At 68.8% G+C, this 22381-nt stretch carries 19 protein-coding genes and 1 pseudogene; 8 read left to right on the top strand and 12 right to left on the bottom strand.

Features of this window, described 5'->3' with window-relative positions; translation table 11 throughout:
- Nucleotides 1-42: 42 nt before the first annotated feature.
- The 6 genes from G6048_RS14360 to G6048_RS14335 form a co-directional block, all read right to left on the bottom strand.
- Nucleotides 43-1647 carry an acyl-CoA carboxylase subunit beta gene (locus G6048_RS14360; protein WP_165339907.1) on the bottom strand — a complete coding sequence of 535 codons (1605 nt, stop codon included), beginning with the start codon at nucleotides 1645-1647 and terminating at the stop codon, nucleotides 43-45.
- 155 nt (nucleotides 1648-1802) lie between these two features.
- On the bottom strand, nucleotides 1803-3104 hold the full coding sequence (locus tag G6048_RS14355; protein WP_165339906.1) for an ABC transporter substrate-binding protein: 1302 nt from the start codon (nucleotides 3102-3104) through the stop codon (nucleotides 1803-1805).
- The gene (locus G6048_RS14350; RefSeq protein ID WP_328825939.1) at nucleotides 3101-4180 is read right to left on the bottom strand and encodes a hypothetical protein; all 1080 of its coding nucleotides are present in this window, start codon (nucleotides 4178-4180) and stop codon (nucleotides 3101-3103) included. The genes G6048_RS14355 and G6048_RS14350 overlap by 4 nt, the downstream gene beginning before the upstream one ends.
- A complete protein-coding gene (locus tag G6048_RS14345; RefSeq protein WP_165339905.1) occupies nucleotides 4177-5586 on the bottom strand; it encodes a vWA domain-containing protein in 1410 nt (469 codons plus the stop codon). The genes G6048_RS14350 and G6048_RS14345 overlap by 4 nt, the downstream gene beginning before the upstream one ends.
- Before the next feature lie 86 nt (nucleotides 5587-5672).
- Nucleotides 5673-7979 (bottom strand): tetratricopeptide repeat protein, encoded by a 2307-nt coding sequence (locus G6048_RS14340; RefSeq protein WP_165339904.1) that lies wholly within the window; start codon nucleotides 7977-7979, stop codon nucleotides 5673-5675.
- Nucleotides 7976-9379, bottom strand: a complete 1404-nt coding sequence (locus tag G6048_RS14335) for a S1 family peptidase (RefSeq protein ID WP_165339903.1) — start codon at nucleotides 9377-9379, stop codon at nucleotides 7976-7978. Before G6048_RS14335 ends, G6048_RS14340 begins: the two co-directional genes overlap by 4 nt.
- Before the next feature lie 358 nt (nucleotides 9380-9737).
- On the opposite strand from G6048_RS14335, the gene G6048_RS14330 reads away from it, so the two are divergent.
- Nucleotides 9738-10337, top strand: a complete 600-nt coding sequence (locus G6048_RS14330) for a YceI family protein (RefSeq protein ID WP_165339902.1) — start codon at nucleotides 9738-9740, stop codon at nucleotides 10335-10337.
- 195 nt (nucleotides 10338-10532) lie between these two features.
- On the top strand, nucleotides 10533-11249 hold the full coding sequence (locus tag G6048_RS14325; RefSeq protein ID WP_235989794.1) for a hypothetical protein: 717 nt from the start codon (nucleotides 10533-10535) through the stop codon (nucleotides 11247-11249).
- Here G6048_RS14325 and G6048_RS14320 read toward each other — a convergent pair.
- The 5 genes from G6048_RS14320 to G6048_RS14300 all read right to left on the bottom strand — a co-directional run bounded on the left by G6048_RS14320 (nucleotide 11246) and on the right by G6048_RS14300 (nucleotide 15543).
- Nucleotides 11246-11866, bottom strand: a complete 621-nt coding sequence (locus G6048_RS14320) for a YdeI/OmpD-associated family protein (protein WP_165339901.1) — start codon at nucleotides 11864-11866, stop codon at nucleotides 11246-11248. The two genes, G6048_RS14325 and G6048_RS14320, sit on opposite strands and share 4 nt — an antisense overlap.
- A gap of 59 nt (nucleotides 11867-11925) precedes the next feature.
- Nucleotides 11926-13410: an AAA family ATPase gene (locus tag G6048_RS14315; protein ID WP_235989793.1), complete on the bottom strand. Its 1485-nt coding sequence runs from the start codon at nucleotides 13408-13410 to the stop codon at nucleotides 11926-11928.
- A 103-nt stretch (nucleotides 13411-13513) separates the two neighbouring features.
- Complete coding sequence (locus tag G6048_RS14310) at nucleotides 13514-14083, bottom strand: maleylpyruvate isomerase N-terminal domain-containing protein (RefSeq protein ID WP_165339900.1); 570 nt, start codon at nucleotides 14081-14083, stop codon at nucleotides 13514-13516.
- 88 nt (nucleotides 14084-14171) lie between these two features.
- Nucleotides 14172-15047: an aminoglycoside phosphotransferase family protein gene (locus G6048_RS14305; RefSeq protein WP_165339899.1), complete on the bottom strand. Its 876-nt coding sequence runs from the start codon at nucleotides 15045-15047 to the stop codon at nucleotides 14172-14174.
- Between the two features lie 46 nt (nucleotides 15048-15093).
- The gene (locus G6048_RS14300; protein WP_165339898.1) at nucleotides 15094-15543 is read right to left on the bottom strand and encodes an ATP-binding protein; all 450 of its coding nucleotides are present in this window, start codon (nucleotides 15541-15543) and stop codon (nucleotides 15094-15096) included.
- A 112-nt stretch (nucleotides 15544-15655) separates the two neighbouring features.
- Here G6048_RS14300 and G6048_RS14295 point away from each other — a divergent pair, with 112 nt between their 5' ends.
- The 6 genes and pseudogenes from G6048_RS14295 (at nucleotide 15656) to G6048_RS14270 (ending at nucleotide 20818) form a co-directional block, all read left to right on the top strand.
- Entirely contained in the window at nucleotides 15656-16474 is an 819-nt protein-coding gene (locus tag G6048_RS14295) for a helix-turn-helix domain-containing protein (protein ID WP_165339897.1), read from the top strand.
- Nucleotides 16474-16746, top strand: coding sequence for a DUF397 domain-containing protein (locus G6048_RS14290; RefSeq protein WP_165339896.1), 273 nt, complete (start codon nucleotides 16474-16476; stop codon nucleotides 16744-16746). Before G6048_RS14295 ends, G6048_RS14290 begins: the two co-directional genes overlap by 1 nt.
- Nucleotides 16747-16958: 212 nt before the next feature.
- Nucleotides 16959-18128 (top strand): Cmx/CmrA family chloramphenicol efflux MFS transporter, encoded by a 1170-nt coding sequence (locus G6048_RS14285; protein WP_165339918.1) that lies wholly within the window; start codon nucleotides 16959-16961, stop codon nucleotides 18126-18128.
- Between the two features lie 143 nt (nucleotides 18129-18271).
- Nucleotides 18272-19441: an RNA-guided endonuclease InsQ/TnpB family protein gene (locus G6048_RS14280; protein ID WP_165339895.1), complete on the top strand. Its 1170-nt coding sequence runs from the start codon at nucleotides 18272-18274 to the stop codon at nucleotides 19439-19441.
- 114 nt (nucleotides 19442-19555) lie between these two features.
- Nucleotides 19556-19762, top strand: a pseudogene (locus G6048_RS14275) (alpha/beta hydrolase); the annotation flags it as partial.
- A gap of 273 nt (nucleotides 19763-20035) precedes the next feature.
- Nucleotides 20036-20818 (top strand): S1 family peptidase, encoded by a 783-nt coding sequence (locus G6048_RS14270; protein ID WP_165339894.1) that lies wholly within the window; start codon nucleotides 20036-20038, stop codon nucleotides 20816-20818.
- Nucleotides 20819-21004: 186 nt separating this feature from the next.
- On the opposite strand, the gene G6048_RS14265 is transcribed toward G6048_RS14270, so the two are convergent.
- On the bottom strand, nucleotides 21005-22333 hold the full coding sequence (locus tag G6048_RS14265; protein WP_165339893.1) for a hypothetical protein: 1329 nt from the start codon (nucleotides 22331-22333) through the stop codon (nucleotides 21005-21007).
- Nucleotides 22334-22381 lie beyond the last annotated feature (48 nt).

Below are 22381 nucleotides of genomic sequence, written 5' to 3'. Positions count from 1 at the left end.
GTAAGTCTCCGTGAGTGAGGTTTCCGCAGGGGGACCGCAGAGTTACTGCGGCGGGTTTCCGTGCTTGCGGGACGGCAGATCGGCGTGCTTCGTGCGGAGCATCGCCAGCGAGCGGATCAGTACTTCGCGGGTCTCGGTGGGGTCGATCACGTCGTCCACCAGGCCGCGCTCGGCCGCGTAGTACGGGTGCATCAGCTCGGCCTTGTACTCCTTGACCATGCGGGCTCGCATGGCCTCGGGGTCCGCGGCCTCGGCGATCTGCCGGCGGAAGATCACATTGGCGGCACCTTCGGCTCCCATCACTGCGATCTCGTTGGTCGGCCAGGCGTAGGTGAGGTCCGCACCGATGGACTGGCTGTCCATCACGATGTAGGCGCCTCCGTACGCCTTCCGGAGGATCAGCGAGATCCGGGGCACGGTCGCGTTGCAGTACGCGTACAGCAGCTTCGCTCCGTGGCGGATGATCCCACCGTGCTCCTGGTCGACGCCGGGCAGAAAGCCGGGTACGTCCAGAAGAGTGACGATCGGGATGTTGAAGGCGTCGCACATCTGCACAAAGCGCGCGGCCTTTTCGCTGGCCTCGATGTCCAGGACACCGGCCAGGGACTGCGGTTGGTTGGCGACGATGCCGACCACCTGGCCGTCGAGGCGGGCCAGGGCGCAGATGATGTTGCGGGCCCAGCGCTCGTGAACCTCCAGGTAGTCGCCGTCGTCGACGAGTTCCTCGATGACCTTGGTCATGTCGTACGGCCGGTTGCCGTCCGCGGGGACGAGGTCAAGGAGGACGTCGGAGCGGCGGTCGGCGGGGTCCTCGGAGTCCGCGTGGGGCGGGTTCTCGCGGTTGTTCTGCGGCAGCATCGACAGGAGGTAGCGGACTTCGGCGAGGCAGGTCTCCTCGTCGTCGTACGCGAAGTGCGCGACACCGGAGGTCTCGGCGTGCACGTCCGCGCCGCCGAGGCCGTTCTGGGTGATCTCCTCGCCGGTGACCGCCTTGACGACGTCCGGCCCCGTGATGAACATCTGCGAGGTGTCGCGGACCATGAACACGAAGTCCGTGAGCGCGGGGCTGTAGGCGGCGCCGCCCGCGCACGGGCCGAGCATCACGCTGATCTGCGGGATGACACCGGACGCCTTGGTGTTGCGCTGGAAGATGCCGCCGTACCCGGCGAGCGCGCTGACGCCTTCCTGGATACGGGCGCCCGCGCCGTCGTTCAGCGACACCAGCGGCGCCCCTGCGGCGATGGCCATGTCCATGATCTTGTGGATCTTCGTGGCGTGGGCCTCGCCCAGCGCACCGCCGAAGATCCGGAAGTCATGGGCGTACACGAAGACCGTACGGCCCTCGACCGTGCCCCAGCCGGTGATCACACCGTCCGTGTAAGGCTTCTTGGCCTCCAGGCCGAAGCCCGTGGCCCGGTGCCGGCGCAGCTGCTCGACCTCGTTGAACGAGCCCTCGTCCAGCAGGAGTTCGATGCGCTCCCGGGAGGTCAGCTTGCCCTTGGCGTGCTGCGCCTCGGTCGCCTTGTCGCTGGGTCCGCGCAGGGCCTCCGCACGGATCGCGTGCAGTTCGGCCACGCGCCCGCGGGCGTCGGTGGGTTCTCCTGCGGCTTCTGGGGCGGAGGATCCGGCATCGTCCAAAACGGTCATGTAGCGACCTTACGAAGTCCACCATCGAAAGCGGGCCGTCGACTCCTCACAGTCTCCGGGTCGTTTTCCTGGTACCCCTGAACAGAACCTGGGTGGCATGCGGGTCAACCACCAGCTCAGGGGCGGTCTGGCTTGTTGGGGTTCTACAAAGGGGGCTACTGTGGCGTGCTGCACACGTCGGTGCGGGCGAACTCGTTCTTGGCCTGGGCACCCTGGGCACCCTGGACCTTCTGGACGTTCTCCAGGATGCCCTCGACGCTTCCCGGCCCTTTGCCCTCGCTGTAACGGGTGAGGGTCAGCAAGATCGCCTCGTAGAAGGCGCCGCGTACGGCGGGGGGCATTACGTCCGAGGCGTCCAGGCAGCGAGCGGTGTCTTCGGAGGTGAGCCGCTTGACGACTTCGCTCTCCAATCCACCCCTCCTGGAGCGGACCTTGTTGTTGGCGGAGAACACTCCGGCGTCGTCGGCCCAGGTTTGCTGGTGATTTTTGGAAGCGAGCTCTCTCAGCAGTTTCTTGGCCTGAGGCCTGCTGCTGAAGAGGGCGGCGAAGTCTCCGGTCACCTCGTGGGCCTTCACACCGTAAGGGCCGCGGGGCAGCAGGTCGGCCGAGTCCGTGAAGTCAACATCCTTGGCTCTCTCGTTGAAGTCGACATCCCTGGCGCTGTCCTCGGTATAGAAGAAGGGCGCGAAGGACCCCTGATGCTCCAGCGAGCATCCCTTTTGGCTGAACAGGAGTCCATTGCTGTCGTCGTCGGCCCCCCGGTGGTCGGCGATCAGCGCCCGCGCGGCCAACCCCTTGTTGCCTTGCGTGAGCAGGTCACCCCAGGCATTCCAGGCGTCCATCACCGGCTTGTCGGTCCATTTCAGCTCGCCTCGCACCCATTGCTCGTACACCTTGGGTCCGGAGTCCTGTAGCACCAGGTCCTCGATCCAGTCGCTGCCGGGCCAGCCGGAGGGGCCGTCGTCGCCCATGCCCATGCACCAACTCGTTGGCGGTGCGGGCGATTTGGGCGGTTCGGCGCCCTTGCGATGCCAGACGATGCTCTTCAGGTCGGCCCTCAGTGGCACCCAGTACACCGATTCCGTGCCTTTGCCGGAGGGCTGCCAGGGCGGGCCGTACTCGCTCTTCTTGTAGACCTTGTCGTCCAGCTTCTCGAGACGATCCTGATGGGCGTACTCGGCGAGTTCACCGAGTCCGGGCATGATCACGATGTCCGGAGGCTCGCCCGCCTGCACCTGCGAGAGCAGCACCTCGCGCTGCGCGGCGGTGCCTTCGTACTCGTATGGGATGTCGAGTTTATCGAGGAGCTTCTTGAACTCCGTTTCCTGGGGGCCGGTCCAGGTGCCGAGGATGGTGACCTCCTCCTCGCCTTCCGCCTGGCCCGGCGCGGCGAGTTCGCAGCCCGATGCCGTGAAGAGCAGGGCGCAGACAAGGAGTACGGTGCGGAACCTGGTCAACGGGCCCTCCAGTAGTCGGCGTTGAGCCTTCGTCCGATGCCGGTGGCGGGCAGGAGGAAGACGAGGATGCCGCCGCCGAGCGCGCCGTAGTACACCGAGTTCTGCCACTCGTGTGCGCTGAGTTCCTTGCGTACTTCCTGAGACGTTTTGGAGACCCTGGTCTGGGCGCCGTCGAGCCTCACGCGCGCGTCAGTGGTGTCCACCTTCGTTTCGCGCTCGGTCTGCTTCGCGACGGTTGTGATCGCGGTGAGCTTGTCTCGGGCGTTGTCCAGATGCCGCTGAGTGACGGTCATGGCGAGGAGTGGGACCACGGCGAGGGCGACGGTGAGTACGAGGGAGCTGAGTAGCCACGGGTTGTAGTCCCGGCCGCAGCGGTCGCGCAGTACCCACAGCGCGGACAGCAGTGTCAACGCGAGGACGAGCAGGGCAAGTTCGGCGACGACCCAGCCGGTGTACCCGAGTGCGCCCATCGTGGCGAGCCGCTCCGCGCGATCCATCTGCCCGTTCTGCAGCTTGTCCAGGCGCGGCACCAGGCCCACATCGCTGCGGATGAGCAGCGAGCCAGCCTCCCTGAACTTCTGGTCCTGTATGGGCCTGTCGTCGTGATAGTAGAGGGCGCCGTCTGTGATGGAGGTGCCGTACGAGTCGAGCAGGCCGTTGATCGTGCCGAGGTCGTCGCTGGTTCTCTCGGCGAGCCGGGACAGGCTCTGATCGGCCGCAGAGAGCTGCGACTGGTAGCTCTCCCCCGCGGCCGGCACGCCGTTGAGATTCTCCTTGACCCAGTTGGCCTCCCAGTCGGCGCGCAGCAGCGCGAGCCGGGTCGCAGCCACGTCCTGCACGGCGGGGGCGGCCTGTGACCGCAGGCCGTCGGCGCTCAGCGCCACTTCGCGGTACGAGACCAGCAGCGCGGTGACCGCGACGACCGCGGCGAGGGCCATCGCCAGGAGGTGGAACTCCAGGAGCCTGCGGGTCCGGTAGCGGCTGAGCCGTCTGCGGTACGCGGCTGACGGCCCCGTTCCTGTGCGAGGGCCGGCGCCGGCCGATGCGGCGGGACGCTTCGTCGCCTGGTCGCTCACAGGAGTTGCCCTCCGCACTTGATGCAGTAGCGGGCCTCACGACCCGCGCGGTGCTGACAGTCCCTGCAGCGCGGTCCGCCGCCTGTCCTGATCGGGGCCTTGATCAGCGGTCCGCCGGGCCGCGATCCGGCCCACAGGATCTTCTGGCCGAGCGTTTCGGTGTTCACCGTGGCATGCAGTCGGACCCGGCCCGCCTCGGCGTCGATGATGTCCGCGAACGCACGGATGTTCTCCAGCACACGATTGACGCCGAGCCGCGTGGCGAGACGCGCGGCCTCGCCCAAGTGCCGCTCGGCGAGCTCGCGTTGCAGCGGATCGAGGGCGCGGAGGCCGGTGCGCAGAGCGTGGTGCATGGCAGTGACGTCCTGCATGCTGCGGACGCTTGCGCCGCCTTCCGGGGCCACGACACAGGGGTTTCGCTCGTCGGCGCGATGCCAGCGGGCTATCACGGGCACGGACTGATCGCCGATGCTGACCACGGCGAACTGAAGGTCGGTCTCCAGCGGGTCGCCCTCGGCGTCGACGGCCAGGGTGAGCAGGTAGTCGCGGACACCGGACTCCCACTGGTACGTCGGGAACCGCCAGCGGTGCGGGCGTCCCGGCTCTCCCGGCTCGAACAGACCGCCGAGCCGGTGCGGCCGTGGCGCCTTCTCGCCGAGGGCGGCCTGGCGGACGGCGAGCCGGGCGGTCACCTCGATGGGCAGCTCGGGGCTGTGCACCCGGCGCAGCCGCCGGATCGCTCCCGTGATCGCGTTGCCCAGCCGCTCCTCCACGAACTCGGCGGTGCCGTGCAGGCGTTCGGCGATGGTCAGCAGCGGGTCGGGCGCCCAGTCGGTGCCGATGGCCAGCACATCGCAGGTGAACTGTCCTGCGCAGGCGTCGAGTTCCTCCTCCAGGCGGGTTTCGCCGGGGCCGCTGCTGCCGTCGGTGATCAGCAGCAGATGACGTACGGACAAGGGGCGGGCGGCGAGCAGGGCCCGTACCCGGGCCATCCAGACGGCGTACCCGGCCGGGCGCGGGCCGTCCCGGTGGAGGGCGAGGGCTTGGGCCGCGAAGGCGGCGCGGCGCTTGTCGTGCGTGCCGGCTATGGCCCACTCCTCGCCGCCGACCGGGTAGCACAGGTCCGGCTCGGGGCCGGAGCCGAGGACGGCGTAGGAGATGCCGTCCGGCAGGGCGCGCAGTGCCGCGGGCAGGGCGTGCCGCACGGTGTGGCGGCGCGGTTCGGCGACGTCGAGGGCGATGATCACGGCGAGTTCGACGGCCGGAAGTTCGGCGGGGACGCCAGTGTCGGCGATCTCGACGCGCAGATGGGCCTCGAGCTGGGCGCCGCGATGCGGGCGCAGATCGCGTTCGTGATCGACGGAGAGCCGAATGTCCAGATGTGGCGGCCGGGTGGGGCTGCTCATGTGTCCTCCAGCGCTCCTTCGGCTTGGTGCGCTTGTGTGTGCTTCGGCTGTGGCTGTCGCTGTGCCTGTGCGGGGTCGGGCCGGGGTCAGACGAGGGTCTGCGGTCGTATCGCGTGGGACAGGTCGACCAGGTGCTCGTGCGCGGCGGCCGAGTCCTGGTGACGTACGGCCAATTGCCGGTAGTGCTGCTCCAGTTGTTCGCGTACGTCGCGCTCCGCGGCCGACAGCGGGCGGCGCGGCCCGAGGCGGTCGCCGCGTGCGTACAGCGCGTCGAGCTTCCACTCGTACAGCTCGGTGCGCAGCCGCAACGCCTCGTCCTCGGAGAGCCGCAGCTCGGAGGCGCCCGGCGCCTGCTCGCCGGCGCGCTTCAGCTCGTCGAGGCCGGCGTCCACGTCGGCGGGGGCGGGCAGCGGGTGCGATCCGGCGGGCAGCCGTGCGGCCCGGACGCGCAGGGCGGCGATGGCGGCCACGGTGTGGTCGAGCGAGCCAACGGGGACCCGGCCGAGCACGTCCAGGGCGGCCGCGCGGTCGCCGGCGCGCAGCGCGATCCGGGCCAGGCCCAGGGCGGCGCCGCCGTGCGAGCGGTTTCGGGCGAGTACGGACTCGTACAGCTGCCGGGCGGTGGGCTCGGCGCCCCCGCCCACTCCCGCTCCTGCCCTGGCCGCCTCGCTGAGCGCTTCCAGGCAGTAGGCGAGCGCCAGTTTCGGCGCATACTCGCCGGGCAGGTCGAAGCGGACCTCGGTGAAGTGCTCCTGGGCCTCGGCGACTTGGCGCGGATCGTCGTACAGATCGGCGCGGCGCAGCGCGATCAGGCCGCGGTGCCACTGGAGCCGCCAGTCGCGTACGGCCCGGGGCCCGGGGATGGAGTCGGCGGTATCGAGTTCCTCCTGAGCGCGCTCCAGGTCGTCCCTGCCGTCCCGGCCCACCAGGACCCGTACGTTGTGCAGGCAGATCTCCACCGAGGTGGGTCTCTCGGTGTCCTGGCTCAGGAGTTTGCCGGGGTCGTAGCCACTGCTTATCTCGAACTGGCTGGTCTGCGGATCGCCCGGATAGCGCCGCGGAAGCGGAAGATAGCGGGCGATCTCGGTGGGTGTGGGCGCGCCGAGGTCCAGGGCGGGCGCGGTGGGCGGGCTGTGTCGGTCGCGGCGCGGGCGGGCCAGCCAGTGGTCGAGTCCGGGCACGGTGCCGAGCCGTGCGCCGAGGAGTTGGGCGGAGGGCCGGAAGTACGCGGAGGGCTCGGGCGGGTCGGTCTTGCCGCGCAGGGCCCGGATCTCGCGCAGCGCGCCGCGCAATTGGCCGGCCATCTCCTGTGCGTCGGCGAAGCGGCGGCCGGGATCCCTACGGGTGGCGCGCTCGACTACCCAGTGGAAGGAGGCGGCGCCGAGCCCCGGTACGTCGTCACCGACGGCATAGGTGGCCAGTTCGCGCAGGGTGACGCCGACGGTGTGCAGATCATGGGCGACGGTGAGGGTGGTGGTGTTCTCCGACTCGGGCGCCAGGTAGCCGGGGGTGACGTGGGCGGGCGGCTCGCTCTGGCCCTGCTCGCGCATCCCGCCGAGGTCGATGACCTTGACGCCGTCCTTGTGGTGCACGACGTTGGACGGCTTCAGGTCCCCGTACACGAACTGCTTCTCGCCCCCGGCGTGCAGATGGCCGAGCGCTTCGAGGATCTGACAGCCGTACGCCGCGACATCCTCGATGTCGAGCACGTACTCCCCTCGCCGGGTCTCCTCCATGACCGCTTGGAGGGTGCGGTCGCCTACGTCGTCCATGACGATGTAGCCGCCGGTGACCTTGCCGGACGTGTCGCGGTGGCTGACGAAGTCGCGGATCTGGACGATGCGGGGGTGGCGGATGGCGACGAGATTGCGGCGCTCGACGTCCGCGTGTTTGGGGCCGTCCTCCTCGTACCGGTTGAGCAGGCCCTTGACGGCGACCCAGTCGCGGAGGTTGTTGTCGCGGGCGAGATAGACCCAGCCCTGGCCGCCGTGCGCGATGGGCCCGATGATCTCGTACTTGTCGCCCAGCACAGCGCCCCGAGTCAGTTCGGGCCGGTACGAGTAGGGCGTGTCGCAGGCCGGGCAGTAGCCCTCTATCGGCACCGGGCCCTCGGTGTAGGGCGGGGCGAAGGTGATGCCGCACTCCGCTTTGGAGCAGGTCATCCGGATACGCAGCGGGGCCTCGGCGCTGATCAGGCGCTCCTCGGGGGCCCGCGGTTCGTGTTCGGGCAGGGCCAGCAGCTCCCGGGGGCCGAACTCCATGGGTTTCTCGGGGAGTTGAGGCAGGCCCTGGTCGTTCTCCGCGGCGCGACCGCACTCGGCGCAGTAGCCGGTGGGCAGGACGGCGCCGCCGCACGGGGCGCCGGTGAAGCGGCGGTGAGGGCAGGAGGTCATACCGGTCCTCCGTGGGAGCGGAGGTCCGCGCGCCTATAGAAGCTGAGGTCCGTGCGCAGCCTCTTGATCAGCTTGCGCAGCCGCTTCAGGCGCTCCTGCGGATCGCTGATGCCGTCGATCGCGCGGCGTTCGGTACGACGCAGATCGACCACCAAGGACTCCGAGCCCAGCGAGCCGCTGCTGACCACGCCGTCCTTGACCGCGTGGTCGACCTCGAATTTGTTCAGACGGGTGAGCAGCAGGTCCGCGTGCTCCTCGAGCGCGGGCGCCAGCAGTACGTCGCGGGCCGCCGTCCAGCCGGTGCCGCCCTCGGCACGGAAGACGATCAGCAGCCTGAAGCCCACCCTGCGCAGCCTGTCCAGAAGCTCTATCAACGGCCGGGGGTCGGGCTCCTGGTCCAGGCCGTCGACGGCGACAACGGGTGGTTGTGGCTTGAGCTTCTGGTCCATGCCGTCGACCGCGACGACGGGATGTTCAGGCTCGCGCAGCCTCACCGCGCCCGGACTGCGCCGGGTGCCGAGCAGCCAGTCCCAGTACGCCAGATACTCTCGTCCAGGCGTGTACGCGATGTAATCCAGGGCGCGGTCTGCCAGTGCGGGTCTGCTGGAGCGGCCGCCCTGGTAGCGCAGCTCGGCGCGGTTCAGCAAGAACCGCAGCGGGCGGGCCTTGCCGCTGTCCGGCGGCACGACGGTGATCTTCACCGGCTCCTCGTCGGGGCCCTCGAACCAGGTACCCAGCCGGTCCTCGAAGCCCTGGTTCCAGGCACCCGGACCGACCAACTCCTTGACCCTGGGCGACAGTTCGGCAATGCGCTCGACGGGGATGAGATACGAGAAGGCCAGCCGGTTGTCGTCGGGCAGCGGCATTCCCATGTCGCCACGCCAGCTGACGATCAGCCCGACCACCCGGGGAGAGTTCCGCTCGTCCGGCCTGGTGCACACGGCGGCGCCGCTGAAGCCCCGGCGGACGACCCCCCTGCGATGAACGGCGTCCACCTGCACCCACTCACCGCTCACCCCGCCGATCGTGCCGTGCAGGGCCATGCCGTCCTCGAACCCCTTCGCGTACCCCGTGGCGTACACCGGGAGTCCGGCCCACATCCGGGATTCCAGGGTGGCGGGGCGGGCCTGCGGGCGCGGGCTCTCCAGCCGGAGTAACGCGACGTCCTCGCCCTGTCCGTCGGCACCGGGCAGCCAGCCGCCCTCGGCGACTCGCGCCGCCACCGGCTCGATCTCCCGGTTCTCGGCGAACTCCACCCACATGACGTCGTCCGGGTCACGCACCACGTGCGCACACGTCATCACGATGTCCGGATCGATCAGCACGCCCGCACCACACACGGGACCGCTCGCGTCCCCGCGCCGCAGCCTCAACCGCCAGTCCGCCCGTAGCTCCCCCATGCCACATCAGCGTACGCGCGTCGCACGGCCTCTCCCTAGACCCGTGACCGGGATTGAGCCGGTCAACGAGCGGAAGCGGGGCGGGAGATGACCTGGTGAGGACCGGAACCGGCCGGTCCGGCGTCCGAGGTCAGCGACGGTTCAACGTGCCCCGAACGAGCGACCCCGCGACTCTCATGTCCGCGTGGGGCATGTCCACGTGGGGCCTGTCCGCAGGGGGCCTGTCCGCATGGGGCTCGAAATACTTCCTGATGCTTCCTGATGCTTCCTGAGACCCGGAATACATCCCTTGCGCACCTCGTTGAAGATTAAACCAGCCTCGGTACAGAGCCGCGGCTCGTCCCCCAAGGAGCCAGTCATGGGTCTCTTCAGCAACAAGGACACCGGCGTCACCGCCATCGCCCCCGCCGCCGACCTGTCCGCACTCACCGGCGACTACACCATCGACCCGTCCCACAGCACCATCGGCTTCGTCGCCCGGCACGCCATGGTCACCAACGTCAAGGGCAGCTTCGACGACTTCTCCGGCAGCCTGTACCTGGACGGCACCGACCCGTCCCGCTCGACCGCGACCATCGACGTCAAGATGGACAGCATCGCCACCGGCAACGCCGACCGTGACGGCCACCTCAAGAGCGCCGACTTCTTCAAGACGGACGAGTTCCCGACGATGACGTTCCGCTCCACCAAGGCGGAGTCCCTCGGCGGCGACGACTACCGCATCACCGGCGACCTCTCGATCCTCGGCACCACCAAGCAGCTCTCCATCGACCTGGAGTTCAACGGCTCCGCGAAGGACCCCTTCGGCAACGAGCGCGTCGGCTTCGAGGGCAAGGCGGAGATCCTGCGCTCCGAGTGGGGCCTCACGTGGAACGCGGCGCTGGAGACCGGCGGCGTGCTCATCTCGGACAAGATCAAGCTGAACTTCGACATCTCGGCGATCAAGAACGCCGGCTGATCCCTGGGGGGTCTGTCCCTGCTCACGTCCCGTCACGGCCCGCCGCTCTGGGCCGGCCTGCCGGGCGGAACTCCTGCGACCTTTTTGTGTGCGTAACGTGCAACAGCCGTACCCAATGCGGCTGTTGACGCACCATGAACCTTCCTGGCAACCCGGCATGGGGAGTCCAGGGAAGTCCAGTTCCAGGAGAAGCAGTTGAGCACGAAGACGGGACCGCAGCGCTACCCCTACGCCAGCCGGAAGCACTGGTACCAGGACGAGTACGGCGGCGACGCGATGGAGGTCAACACCGTAGTCCTGCACACCACGGAGGGCCGCACCCTGCCGGACTACGGCGGCGGAGCCTCGGCCCCGAACCTCACGGCGGTGCCGGACCTGGCAGCCAAGAAGCTGCGCTGGTACCAGCACTTCGACATCGAGACCTCGTCCCGCGCCCTGGTCAACGAGTCGGGCGGCGTGGAGACGAACGCGCTCAACGTCTGCCAGCTCGAACTCGTCGGCACCTGCGACCCGAGCACCCACGCCAAGTGGGAGGAGGCGGGCCAGTCACACATCTACTGGCCGAAGGCCCCCGACTGGGCCCTGCAAGGCGTCGCCCGCTTCCTGGCCTGGATGCACACCGAGCACGACGTACCCCTGTCCGGTCCGAAGAAGTGGCCCGCCTACCCGAAGTCGTACGGGAACGAGGGCGGGCAGCGGATGAGCGGCGGGGAGTGGAACGACTTCAAAGGGGTCTGCGGGCACATGCATGTCCCCGAGAACGACCACGGGGACCCCGGAGCGATCGACTTCTCCCAGCTCATCAAGTACGCGAAGGAGGCGCCGGACACCAAGGATGACGGGCAGGACGAAGGCTGGACAGCGCGCTTGACCGGGGCTTTTCGGCGTTGGACGGGGGCTGGTCGGCCTTAGGGTCTGTCCGGCCCCGGCCCCGGCCGCCCTGGACCCGGGCCACCCTGACGCCCGGCTGATCCCAGCTCGGTGATCGCCTTCTCCAGCCGAGCAGCCCTGACCTCCGGAGTCCTGGCCCTCAACAGCCCCAGCATGACCTGGTATTGCCCGGTCCTGCCGAGCCGCTCGAAGGCATCCTTCGCGCGGGGATCGCGTTCCAGCGCGGCGGCCAGATCGTCCGGAACCGTGGCGTTCCGCTGCGACTCGTACGCGGCCGCCCAGCGCCCGTCCGCCTTGGCCGCCGCCACCTCCGCGAGCCCACGGGGCCGCATACGCCCGGCCGCTGTGAGTGCCTCGACCTTGCGCACGTTCACCATGGACCACTCGCTGCGCGGCCGGCGCGGAGTGTACTTCTGTAGAAAGTACGTCTCGTCATGGCGCCGACGCTGACCGTCGATCCACCCATGACAGAGGACCACATCGAGGGCCTCCGCCGCAGTGACGGTCGTCCGGCCGGAGCCCTTCTTGGCGACCTTCAGCCAGATGCCGCGCTCAAGCCCGGCATGAGCGCTGAGCCAGGCGTCCAGCTGTTCCGCGCTGCCGAAAACCTTGATCTCCAGGCCGTCGAGAGTGTCCATGAGTGGCAATGTATGGCGGCAGTAGGACAACTTCCGTCCTATAGGCGCGACATCGGCGACTACTCCCCTCCATACAAGCGCTGCAGATCCACCAGGACCACCTCACCCTTGGTCTCAGCGGCTCGCAGGTCATCCGTGAAGCCCGCACCGCTGTAACAGGTGAGCCTCACGGCTGACGTGTCGATTCCGCGCCCCGCGAGCAGGGACTCGACGTGACGCAAGCGGTCGAGATGTCCGACGCCCATGACCTGGTCCCACTTGGCCTCGCCGAGTGAGAGCAGTACTCCGTTGTCCTGGCCCACGGCGCCGCGTACCACCACGTCGATCTCGTGACTCGTCTGCGCCGCCGGATCGGGGACCGTGCCGTACGAGACATCGATCGGCATGCCGCCGAAGGTCTCCGGTGCGGCAAAGTGGGCGACCCATTCGCGGCAGATCTGTTCGAAGTGCGGGCCGACGACGGCCGAGAGGAAGCGGGCTCGGGAGGTCTCCCAGACCTGTTCCGCCAAGCCCCGGTCCAGCAGCGGGAGCTTCGGTCGTGAGATGGCGTGGTCGAAGGCGATCAGCGGCTCGCCCACCCGGTAGACGCTGCGGTTCTTGCGGAAGGCGTCCACTTCGCGGCGTACGAGTCCGCAGTCCTGGAGGACCGTGAGGGGGTGGGTGATGTCGCTGGTGGGGCGCTCCAGGCAGCCGGCGATACCGCCCGCCGTGGCGTTACCCGAGGCGAGCGCCGCCAGTACGGAGTGGTAGAGGGCCCGGTCCCGCAGATCCGATTCGTCGGCCAGGAGGTAGCGGGCCTCGCGGTACAGCGGGGAACGGGGCGACAGGGCCGTACGGCAGACCCAGGCGTCGAAGTCATCCAGGTCGGCGGGGACGTCGTCGCGTACGAACTCCCTCCGATAGGCGGGGGTTCCGCCCACGACGCTGTGCACGAGAAGCGCGAGACGGTGATCGTCGATGCCCCAGAAGGCCGCGGCCTGGCGGAAGTCCAGCGGCTGGACGATGAGTTCGAGCCCGGCCCGGCCCCGGAGGGGCGACGTACCGCTGAGCAGCTTGCCCATGAAGGCGAGGGAACTGCCGCAGAGGAGGAGTCGGGCGCGGGACTGGAGCCGCTCCGGGCGTCGAGGGCCGTACGCGACCTGCACGATGGAGGGCAGCGAGGGCGTTGCCCTGGCGAGGTACGGGAACTCGTCGATGACGACGGGAAGGGGCCGTTCCTTGCCCAGTGCGAGCAGCGCGTCGATGGCCTGCTCCCAGCGGTCGAAGCGCATGGGGGCGATGCTGCCGGTGTACTGGCCGAGTTCCTCCCCGAAGCGGCGGAGCGACTCGGCCTCAGTGGCCTCGTAGGCGCAGAAGTAGAAACCTCCGGCGGCCCTGGCGAGCGAGTCGAGCAGGAACGACTTGCCCTGTCGTCGCCGCCCGGAGACCACGGCCATGGTCGCCTCCGGGCCTTCGTCGACAGCGAAGGCGGTCAGCTCGCTCCATTCCCGGTCGCGGTCGAACATGTCGGGGGGTTTGGGCAGGTTGCGGGTGGGCCGGCGCATAGTCGTCTCCTGCGGGACTAAGGGAAGTACGTTTCCCGGAAATACACTTCCCTAACGACGGCCAGCAGAGTCCGTCACCCTTCCTCGTGCGGGGGCAGCTCGATCAGTCCGATCGTGCTGCTTCCCACCTCCATGAGGTTTGGCGAGGGAGGCCGTCGAGTTCTCCGCGGCCGGTGCACCAGAGGAGTACCTGGATGGGGTCTCCGGGCGGGGCGGCGGGGAAGAGCCGGCTGAGTACTGCTGCACTCAGCGGTGCTGGTGGCAGCCAGTCCACGGACAGTCCCTGCGTGATGTCGTAGGTGTGCAGCAGGGTTTCGGCGACGCCCATCGCCGCGAACCCTTCGGGGTCGCACGGGCCCCAGTGCCAGGCTCTCAGGGTCGGGTTGGCTGTGGCCAGGGCGCTGCTGAGCAGTCCGCCGCAGGCGGTGACGGCCTGGAGCACTTCGGCCGGCGAGGCAGTGGAGCGGACATTCAGGTCGATGGGAAGGTAGGCGTCGGCGGGCTGTGCTGCCAGCTGCCCTGCGTAGGCCAGCAGGTCGTGGCCAATGTGGGCTGCTGTTTGCCAGCAGGTCCATTCGAGCGGCCCCGCCGGCACCGTCCAGTCCTCGGCGGTATGGGGGCCGAGCACCCGCAGCATCTCTGCCACGGCGGCGTCGACGTCCTGATGGTCCATGCAGAGCTCCTCGCGGTCCGTGTGGTGGGAGTGGGATGTGCCGATTGTCGATCCGGCGAACCTACGCGGTCACAGCACTGGGCGTGCGTCAGTCAACGACCGGGTCCTCGAGTACCCGGATGAGCACCTGGCTCTGGAAGCCCTCTGGGTCGGGGCTGGACAGGCCGGCCATGGTCACCAGTGCCTTCCATAGGGCCCAGCCGCGGGCTCGGCGCCAGGTGTCGTCGGGGAGGCCGGTGGCCTCGCGGAAGACCTTGCGCTCATCGCCCTCGAAGTACGTCCAGGCCATGATGAGGTCGCAGGCAGGGTCGCCTACGCCGGACGTGCCGAAGTCGATGACGGCGGACAGGGCGCCGTCGGTGGCAAGCAGGTTGCCGACGGCGACGTCGCCGTGGAACCACGTCGGTGGCAGGGGCCAGGCCGAGGTCAGCGCGCTCGCCCAGACCGCCTCGCAGGCAGCTACGTCGACGACTCCCTTGAGCATTTCGAGGGCGGTCTCGACCTGATCTCCGTAGGCGCTGGGGTGGCAGCCGCGGAAGTAGGAGTGGACCCCGGCGGCCGGGCCCTGCCGGGCAGGGGCTTGGCGTAGAGCGGTCAGGAAGCCGCCGAGGTCGCGGGCCAGCCGGGTTCGGTCGATGTCCGTCGACGCCTCGACCGTGTTTCCCGGCAACCAGCGCCGTACCGACCAGGGAAACGGGTAGGCCGCCGCCGGGCGGCCTACGGCGACCGGTTCCGGTACGGGCAGCGGCAGGTGCCCGGCCAGGACGGGCAGACACCGGTCCTCCTTCTCGACGGCAGCCACGTACCCTTCCGCGCTTGGTAGGCGTACGGCCAGCTGCTCGCCGAGCCGGAAGGTCCGGTTGTCCCAGCCCTGGCGTGACACTGGCTCGACCGGAAGGTCACTCCACTCGGGAAACTGGTCCGAGACCAAGGTGCGCACGAGTTCCTCGGTGATGTCGATCACCGGTCCAGTCTGCGTGCCCTGCCGCCACCGGGGCACGTGCTTTTCGTCAAGGTCCGGCTGTGGGGCGGCCGTTGGACGCGGGGACGTCGTTCTTGCGTACCGCGAACTCGCACCACACCACCTTGCCGGGGTCCCGCTCCCCAACCCCCCACTTGTCCGCGAGTGCGGCAACGAGCAGGAGGCCTCGGCCGTCCTCCGCCTCGGTGTCCGGGTCCGGGGGCCGGACCTCGCCCGGTCCGCTGTCGTGGACTTCGATGCGTACGACTCCAGCGGTGTCCAAGGCCAGTTGGAGGCGGAAGCCGCGGCCGGGTGGTACGCCGTGCAGGACGGCGTTGGTGGCGAGTTCGCTCACGCAGAGCAGTACGTCGTCGCTGCGCTCGGCCGTGCCCCAGTCGGTCAGGGCCTCGCGTGTGAACTCGCGGGCCAGGCGTGCCGATCGGCGGTCGCGGCGGTAGAACGCCTCGCGGGCGTGGAGGAGTTGGGGTTGTGCGTCCATACGGCGACTGTCACAGGGGGTCACTACAGTTATGCAGTGAGTGAATCCGTAGTTCCGATTGCTACGGGGGCGCTACGAGGAGTTCGGCGGTCGACGGGGGAAAGGGACGTTCATGCCCGTGGCGAAGAAGCCCAAGAAGGTCGGTTCGTGGCAGGCGGTCGGTGCGGTGCTGGCGCACTGCCGGAAGCAGGCCCGCCTCACACAGGAGCAGCTCGCCGAGTTGGCGAACCTGCATGTGGACACGGTGGCGTCGATCGAGCAGGGGAGGTTGGCGCTGCAACCCGACCGGGCGGAGCAGTTCGATGAACTGCTGGGGACGGGTGGGGTGTTGGCGGTACTGGTGGCCAAGCTTCCGGTGCGGGAGCGGATCGTTCAATTCGCGCAGGGGCTGGTGGATCACGAGCAGGAGGCGGTCTGCATCCTCTCGTACCAGACCCAGATGGTGCCGGGGCTGCTCCAAACCAAGGAATACTGCCTCGCCGCCTTCGACTCCCGCTACCCCGCACTCGGCAGCGAGACGGCCGAGCAGTGGGTGAACGCCCGAATGGAACGGCAGTTGATCTGGCAGAGGGATCGACCACCGGTGGGCCACTTCGTCCTGGAGGAGAGCATCCTGCGGCGGCAGGTCGGCGGTCCGGAAGTAATGCGGGAGCAGATCCGCCAAATCCTGGAGTACACCGAACCCATCCACATGAGCGTGCAGATCATGCCCATGGATCGGATGCCGCACGCCGGGCTCGCGGGCCCCATGACTCTCCTGGAAACACCCGAACACGAGCGCCTGGTCTACCTGGAAGTGCAGCGTGCCAGCTTCCTCGTAGAGGATCCCGACGAGGTCAGCGATTATCACCTCAAGTATGGAATGCTGCGGTCACAGGCCCTCTCCACCACCGAGAGCATCCGCCTCTTGAAGGAACTGCTAGGAGACTGATGAACGCCGCAGCACGACCGCGCAAGATCTCGGACGATCTGGCGTGGTTCAAGTCGAGCTACAGCAGCAACGAAGGCGGCGACTGCCTCGAAGTCGCCTACGCCTGGCGCAAGTCCAGCTACAGCAGCGACGAGGGCGGCAACTGCGTCGAGGTCGCCACCCACCCCTCCGCCGTCCACATCCGCGACTCCAAGAACCCCACCGGCCCCGTTCTCACCGTCGCCCCCGCGTCCTGGGCCGCGTTCGTGAGCGGCGGACCCGGCGTTAATTGAGTGGACCGGGGGCAGCGGGCGTAACTAATCTGCCCCTCATGTCCAGTCCTGAGGCGTCAAGACTCCGGCCACCGGCTCTCCGGTGGCTGTTTGGGATGTTGGACTGAAGCTTCGCGATCAGCGGTCAAAGATCGACGATCCACGTCACCCCTCACCGTCGCCGGAACGCCGTGCCGTCGGCCGTGTTCGTTTTCGGGTGTGCGGAGTTTTTCATGCCGTTTGGGCTGTATCTGTTGGGGCTTGCTGTCTTCGCTCAGGGGACTTCTGAGTTCATGTTGTCCGGGCTGGTGCCGGACATCGCGCGGGATCTGGGCGTGTCCGTTCCGGCTGCCGGATCGCTGACCTCGGCGTTCGCTGTCGGGATGATCGTGGGGGCGCCGTTGATGGCCGTCGTGAGTCGGCGGTGGTCTCGGCGTGGGTCGTTGCTGGGGTTTCTGGGGACCTTTCTGGTTGCCCATGTGGTGGGGGCAGTCACCAGTGACTTCGGCGTGCTGCTGGTCACCCGAGTCGTGGGGGCCTTGGCCAACGCCGGGTTTCTTGCCGTCGCTGTCGTGACGGCCATCGGGATGGTCGACGCGAAGGAAAAGGGGCGGGCCACGTCCGTGCTGCTCAGTGGCGTGCCCGTCGCGTGTGTGGCGGGGGTTCCCGGTGGGGCTTTGCTGGGGCAGATGTGGGGATGGCGGTCGGCCTTCTGGGCCGTGGTCGTTCTGTCCGTACCGGCTCTGTTCGCGATTCTGCGGTCCGTGCCGGGTGGGGTTCCCGACGTCGCGCGTGTCGGTGTGCGCCAGGAAGTACGGGCGTTGCGCGGGCCTCGGCTTCAACTGGCGCTGCTTCTAGGTGCGTTGGTGAACGGGGCGACCTTCTGCACGTTCACCTATCTCGCACCGGTGGTCACCTCGGTCACCGGGCTCGGGGCCGCTTGGGTGCCCGTCGTGTTGGCGCTGTTCGGGCTGGGGTCGTTTGTGGGGGTGAGCGTCGGGGGGCGGATCGCCGATGGCCGGCCCGTGCCGCTCCTTGTGGTCGGTGGGGTGGCGCTGCTGGTCGGATGGGGTGTCTTCGCGCTGACAGCGGGGAATCCGGTGGCCGCGGTCTTGCTCGCCTTCGTTCAGGGCGCGCTCTCGTTCGCCGTCGGGTCCACGCTGATCACTCAGGCGCTGTACGCGGCGGCTGACGCGCCGACCCTGGCGGGCGGCTTCACCACGGCGGCGTTCAATGTCGGTGCCGCGGTGGGTCCGTGGGTCGGTGGGGTCGTGATCGGGGCGGGGTTCGGCTATCGGTCGCCGCTGTGGGTGAGTGCCGGACTCGTGGGTTTGGCCCTCGCCGTGGGAGCGACCGGCCGCCGGAGTCGGGGCGTTGCGACTCCGGCGTTGCCGCCCATGTGACCAACGTCGTCGAACAGTGCGCCGCCCGTCGGCCGCCCGATGGAGCAGTGGCATGCGAACAACCGTCCCGCGGGTCGCTGGTGGTGGTGACCTGTGAGCGAACGGCAGTCGTGTGTGTGGTTGTCGCACTACAGTTCGGGATTGTGAAGCTGGTGGTGCAGGTGAAGCTGCTGCCGACGCCCGAGCAGGCGTCGGCACTTGAGGCGACCCTGCACACCTGTAACGAGGCGGCCAACCGGCTGTCCGCCCAGGCGTACGAGCACCAGGTGACCTCCCGGGCCCGGCTGCAGGCGATGGCCTACGGCGAGCTGAAGGCGCGGGGTCTGTCCGCGCAGCCCGCCCTGCACGTGCTGCGCAAGGTCGCCGACGCCTACACCACGCTGAAGGCGAACCTGAAGGCCGGGAACCTCGGCAAGCCCGGCTCGAAGCGGCACACCAAGGCCACCGGCAAACCGATCACCTTCCGCAAGGACGCGGCCCAGCCCTACGACGACCGCTGCCTGTCCTGGCAGATACCCGAGCGCACGGTGTCGATCTGGACCACGACCGGCCGCATGAAGAACCTCGCCTTCACCGGCCAGGACGACCAGCTCGCCGTCCTGGCCGCACACCGCAAGGGCGAGTCGGACCTGCTGCGCCGAGACGGCCAGTGGTATCTGATCGCGACCTGCGACATTCCCGAGGCCAGGGCGAACACCCACCCGGCGGGGTTCCTCGGCGTGGACCTGGGGATCGTGAACATCGCCTCCACCTCCACCGGCACACGCCACTGCGGACGACGCATGAACCGGCGCCGCGAGGCGGACCGCAAACTGCGCTCCAAGCTGCAGAAGAAGAACACCAAGTCCGCCAAGCGGCGGGCGAGGAAGCACGCGGGCAAGGAAGCACGCCGGGCCCGGGACATCAACCACAAGATCAGCAAGAGCATCGTGGCGGAGGCTGAACGCACCGCACAAGGGATCGCCCTGGAAGACCTCACGGGCATCCGCGAGCGGGCACGGCTACGCAAGCCCCAACGCGTCACGCTGCACTCCTGGTCCTTCCGCCAGCTCGGCACCTTCATCGCCTACAAGGCCCAGCGCGCCGGCGTCCCGCTGGTGCACGTCAACCCGGCGAACACCAGCCGGGAATGCTCCCGGTGCCACCACGTCGACAAACGCAACCGGCCCTCTCAGGCCGTCTTCACTTGCAGGTCCTGCGGCTTCGTTGAGCACGCCGACCTGAACGCGTCCCACAACATCGCCGATCGCGGCTGGATGGCGTGGGTCCGCGGGGCCGAATCACAGGCCCCTGCTCTCACCCTCATCGCGTGAGAGCTGGACGCAGCCGGGCCTCATCACCGCCAGTGATGACCCGAGCAGCAAGCCCGGGACGTCAGCCCCGGGTAGTGGACTTACGTGTTGTTCGACGCAGCGGGCACCACCGAGTACGGGTGCGTCGCCGACGACGCGAGCATGCCGCTCGCCATGCAGGACCGGCTGATCCGCGAGGGCAACGAGCTGACGCCGGACAACCCGTACGACGTCCGCACTCTCGAGGGCAGTCACCTGAAGTGGCTGGTCGACCCGGCGCCGGCGGCCCGAGTCCTGGGCGAACTCGCCACGCTCACCACGCGTCCTGGGCCGCCTTCGTGAGCGGTAGGCCCGGCGATAGTTGAGCGGTCGGCGGGGGCGTGCGATCGAACGGGGCGCCCCCGCCCGGGATTCGGACACGCGTGGCCGGAATTCGTGCCTTGTGGTGGCGTGCACCGCGTTCTCATAATCCTCCAACAGAAATCCCCAGCTCATGCCGTTGAAGGTGCGATCGTCTGTTACTTCTTTGGCATGTGCCTGACATCCACGGATGTCATTCGACCCCCAACATCAACTCTCAACATCAGTGCCCAACCCCCCACGGAAGGCATCACGTTGAAGAAGCTCCTCAAGGCGTTCAAGAGATGTGCCGTTCTCGGCGCCGCAGCCCTCGCGATCGTCAGCCTGCAGCCCGTCAGCGCCAGCGCCGCCACCCCGCCCGTCGTGGGCGGAACCCGCGCCGCGCAGGGCGAGTTCCCGTTCATGGTGCGGCTCTCCATGGGCTGTGGTGGTGCGCTCTACACCCAGCAGATCGTGCTCACCGCCGCGCACTGCGTGAACGGCTCCGGCAACAACACCAGCATCACGGCCACCGCCGGCGTCGTGGACCTGCAGAGCACGAGCGGCCGGGTCCAGGTCCGCTCCACCAAGGTCCTCCAAGCCCCGGGCTACAACGGCACCGGCAAGGACTGGGCGCTCATCAAGCTCGCCCAGCCCATCAACCTGCCGACGCTGAAGATCGCCACCAACAGCCAGTACAACACCGGTGACTTCACCGTCGCCGGCTGGGGCGCGGCCACCCAGGGCGGGGGCCAGCAGCGGTACATGCTCAAGGCGACCGTGCCGTTCATCGACGACGCCACGTGTGAGGGGTACGGCGGTCTCTACAACGGCCTCGTGCCGGGCGAAGAGCTCTGCGCCGGCTTCGAGGAGGGCGGCGTCGACACCTGCCAGGGTGACTCCGGTGGGCCGATGTTCCGCAAGGACACCGCCGGTGACTGGATCCAGGTCGGCATAGTCAGCTGGGGCGACGGCTGCGCCCAGCCGAACGCTCCGGGCGTCTACACGGAGGTCTCCGCGTTCGCCTCGGCGATCGCTTCGGCGGCGGCTTCTCTCTGACGTGAGTCAGCCTCGTACGAGCGAACGCCCGGCGTAAGCCTCGTACTGCCGACATTCGCCTCGTACGACCGAAGGGGCCGGCTTAGGCCTCGTACGGCCGACACTCGCCTCGTACGGACGCATGCGGGTCCGGCGCTCTCCGCGCCGGACCCGTTTCCCTTGCCCCTTACGGGATTACGGGACGCCTCAGAAGCCGCCCCCGAAGTCACCCCCACCAAAGCCACCGTCGCCGAACCCGCCTCCGAAGTCACCGGAGGAGAAGTCCGCGCCGGAGACGTCGCCGCCCTCGTAGCCGCCGCCTCCGAAGTCGCCGTAGCCGGAGCCGTAGGTGGCCGCGTAGGACGGGCTGGCCATCATCGAGCCGAGCAATGTGCCGATGAGGAGGCCGGGGAGGATGCCGCCGCCGAAGTAGCCGCCGGCCCAGGGGCCGTAGGCCGGGCCCGCCTCCCAGTAGGGGCGGCGGCCGGTGTCGGTGTCGACCTCGCGGACGGCGGGGTCGCGGCCTTCGGCCAGGCGGGTGCGGTCGGCGGCGCAGACCGGGACGTCGCGGGGTGTGCCACCGTCGGGAGTCCAGGTCGTGTCGACGACCGACGGGCCGTGGCGCGGGTCGAAGAAGCAGGGGGAGCGGCGCGGGGGCGGCGGGCGGCCCTCGCGGCGTGCGCCGAGCACGGCGAGCGAGAAGCGGCCGTCCTCCAGGGCCTGGGTGACCGCGCGCACTTCCTCGGGGCGCTGGGCCGAGGCCATGAACGACTTCGCCTCTTCGTACGCGTCGAGGGCGCGCTCGTAGTCGGCGCGCATCGCGTCGTCCGCGCCCTTCTCGGCGGGGTGGAAGTCCAGCCGGTCGAGCTCCTCGCCGAACGCGGTGATGTCCTCGTCGACGACCACGCGGAGCTTCTCGAGCGCGGCCTGCCGCTCCTCTTCCTTCATGCGGCGGTTGCGGCGTACGAGCGTGTAGGCGCCCGCACCACCGGCCGCGAGGACGACGCCGGTTCCGATCAGTACGCCGGTCGGGTCAGCGCTGCCGCCGTCGGTCCAGCTGCTGGGGGCGGAGCCGCCGACGTTGGCGAGGGCGCGGTCGGTGAAGTTGTCGAGCTGGGTCTCGGTGTCCTGGCCCCGGACACTGGTGACGAGGTTCTGCACGCCGTTCTCCGGCAGGACGACGGAGTCGGCCCTCGCGTTGAACTCGTCACCGAGCCGGATCGCGTACAGGCCCGTGACACCGGTCGCCGTGCGCAGGTTCTGGAAAAGGTCCTGCTTCGGGAAGTCGGCCGGGAGCACCGCGACGAAGACCGGCTTGTCGGCGTCCTCGATCTCCCTGGCCAGGGCGTCGGCGTCGGTCTTCGACAGTTGCCCGGACATGGACGGGTCGACGTACACGGGGCTCTCCTTCAGAGCCTCCGCGACCGTCGACACGTCCGTGGCGGCATGGGCGCGCGTAGCCCCGACGGAGAGCACCGCCAAGGCCGCGAACGCGATCACCAGTACGGTCAGTCCACGGTTCAGTGCGGCCTTCATACCTTCGAAGCTACTCCTGTGCGGCGCAAAGTGGAGTGGACGGTGCAC

It is taken from the genome of Streptomyces ureilyticus (genome assembly GCF_011045025.1).
In the GTDB taxonomy this organism is placed as follows: domain Bacteria; phylum Actinomycetota; class Actinomycetes; order Streptomycetales; family Streptomycetaceae; genus Streptomyces; species Streptomyces ureilyticus.
This window is presented reverse-complemented; position numbering and strand designations above follow the sequence as displayed.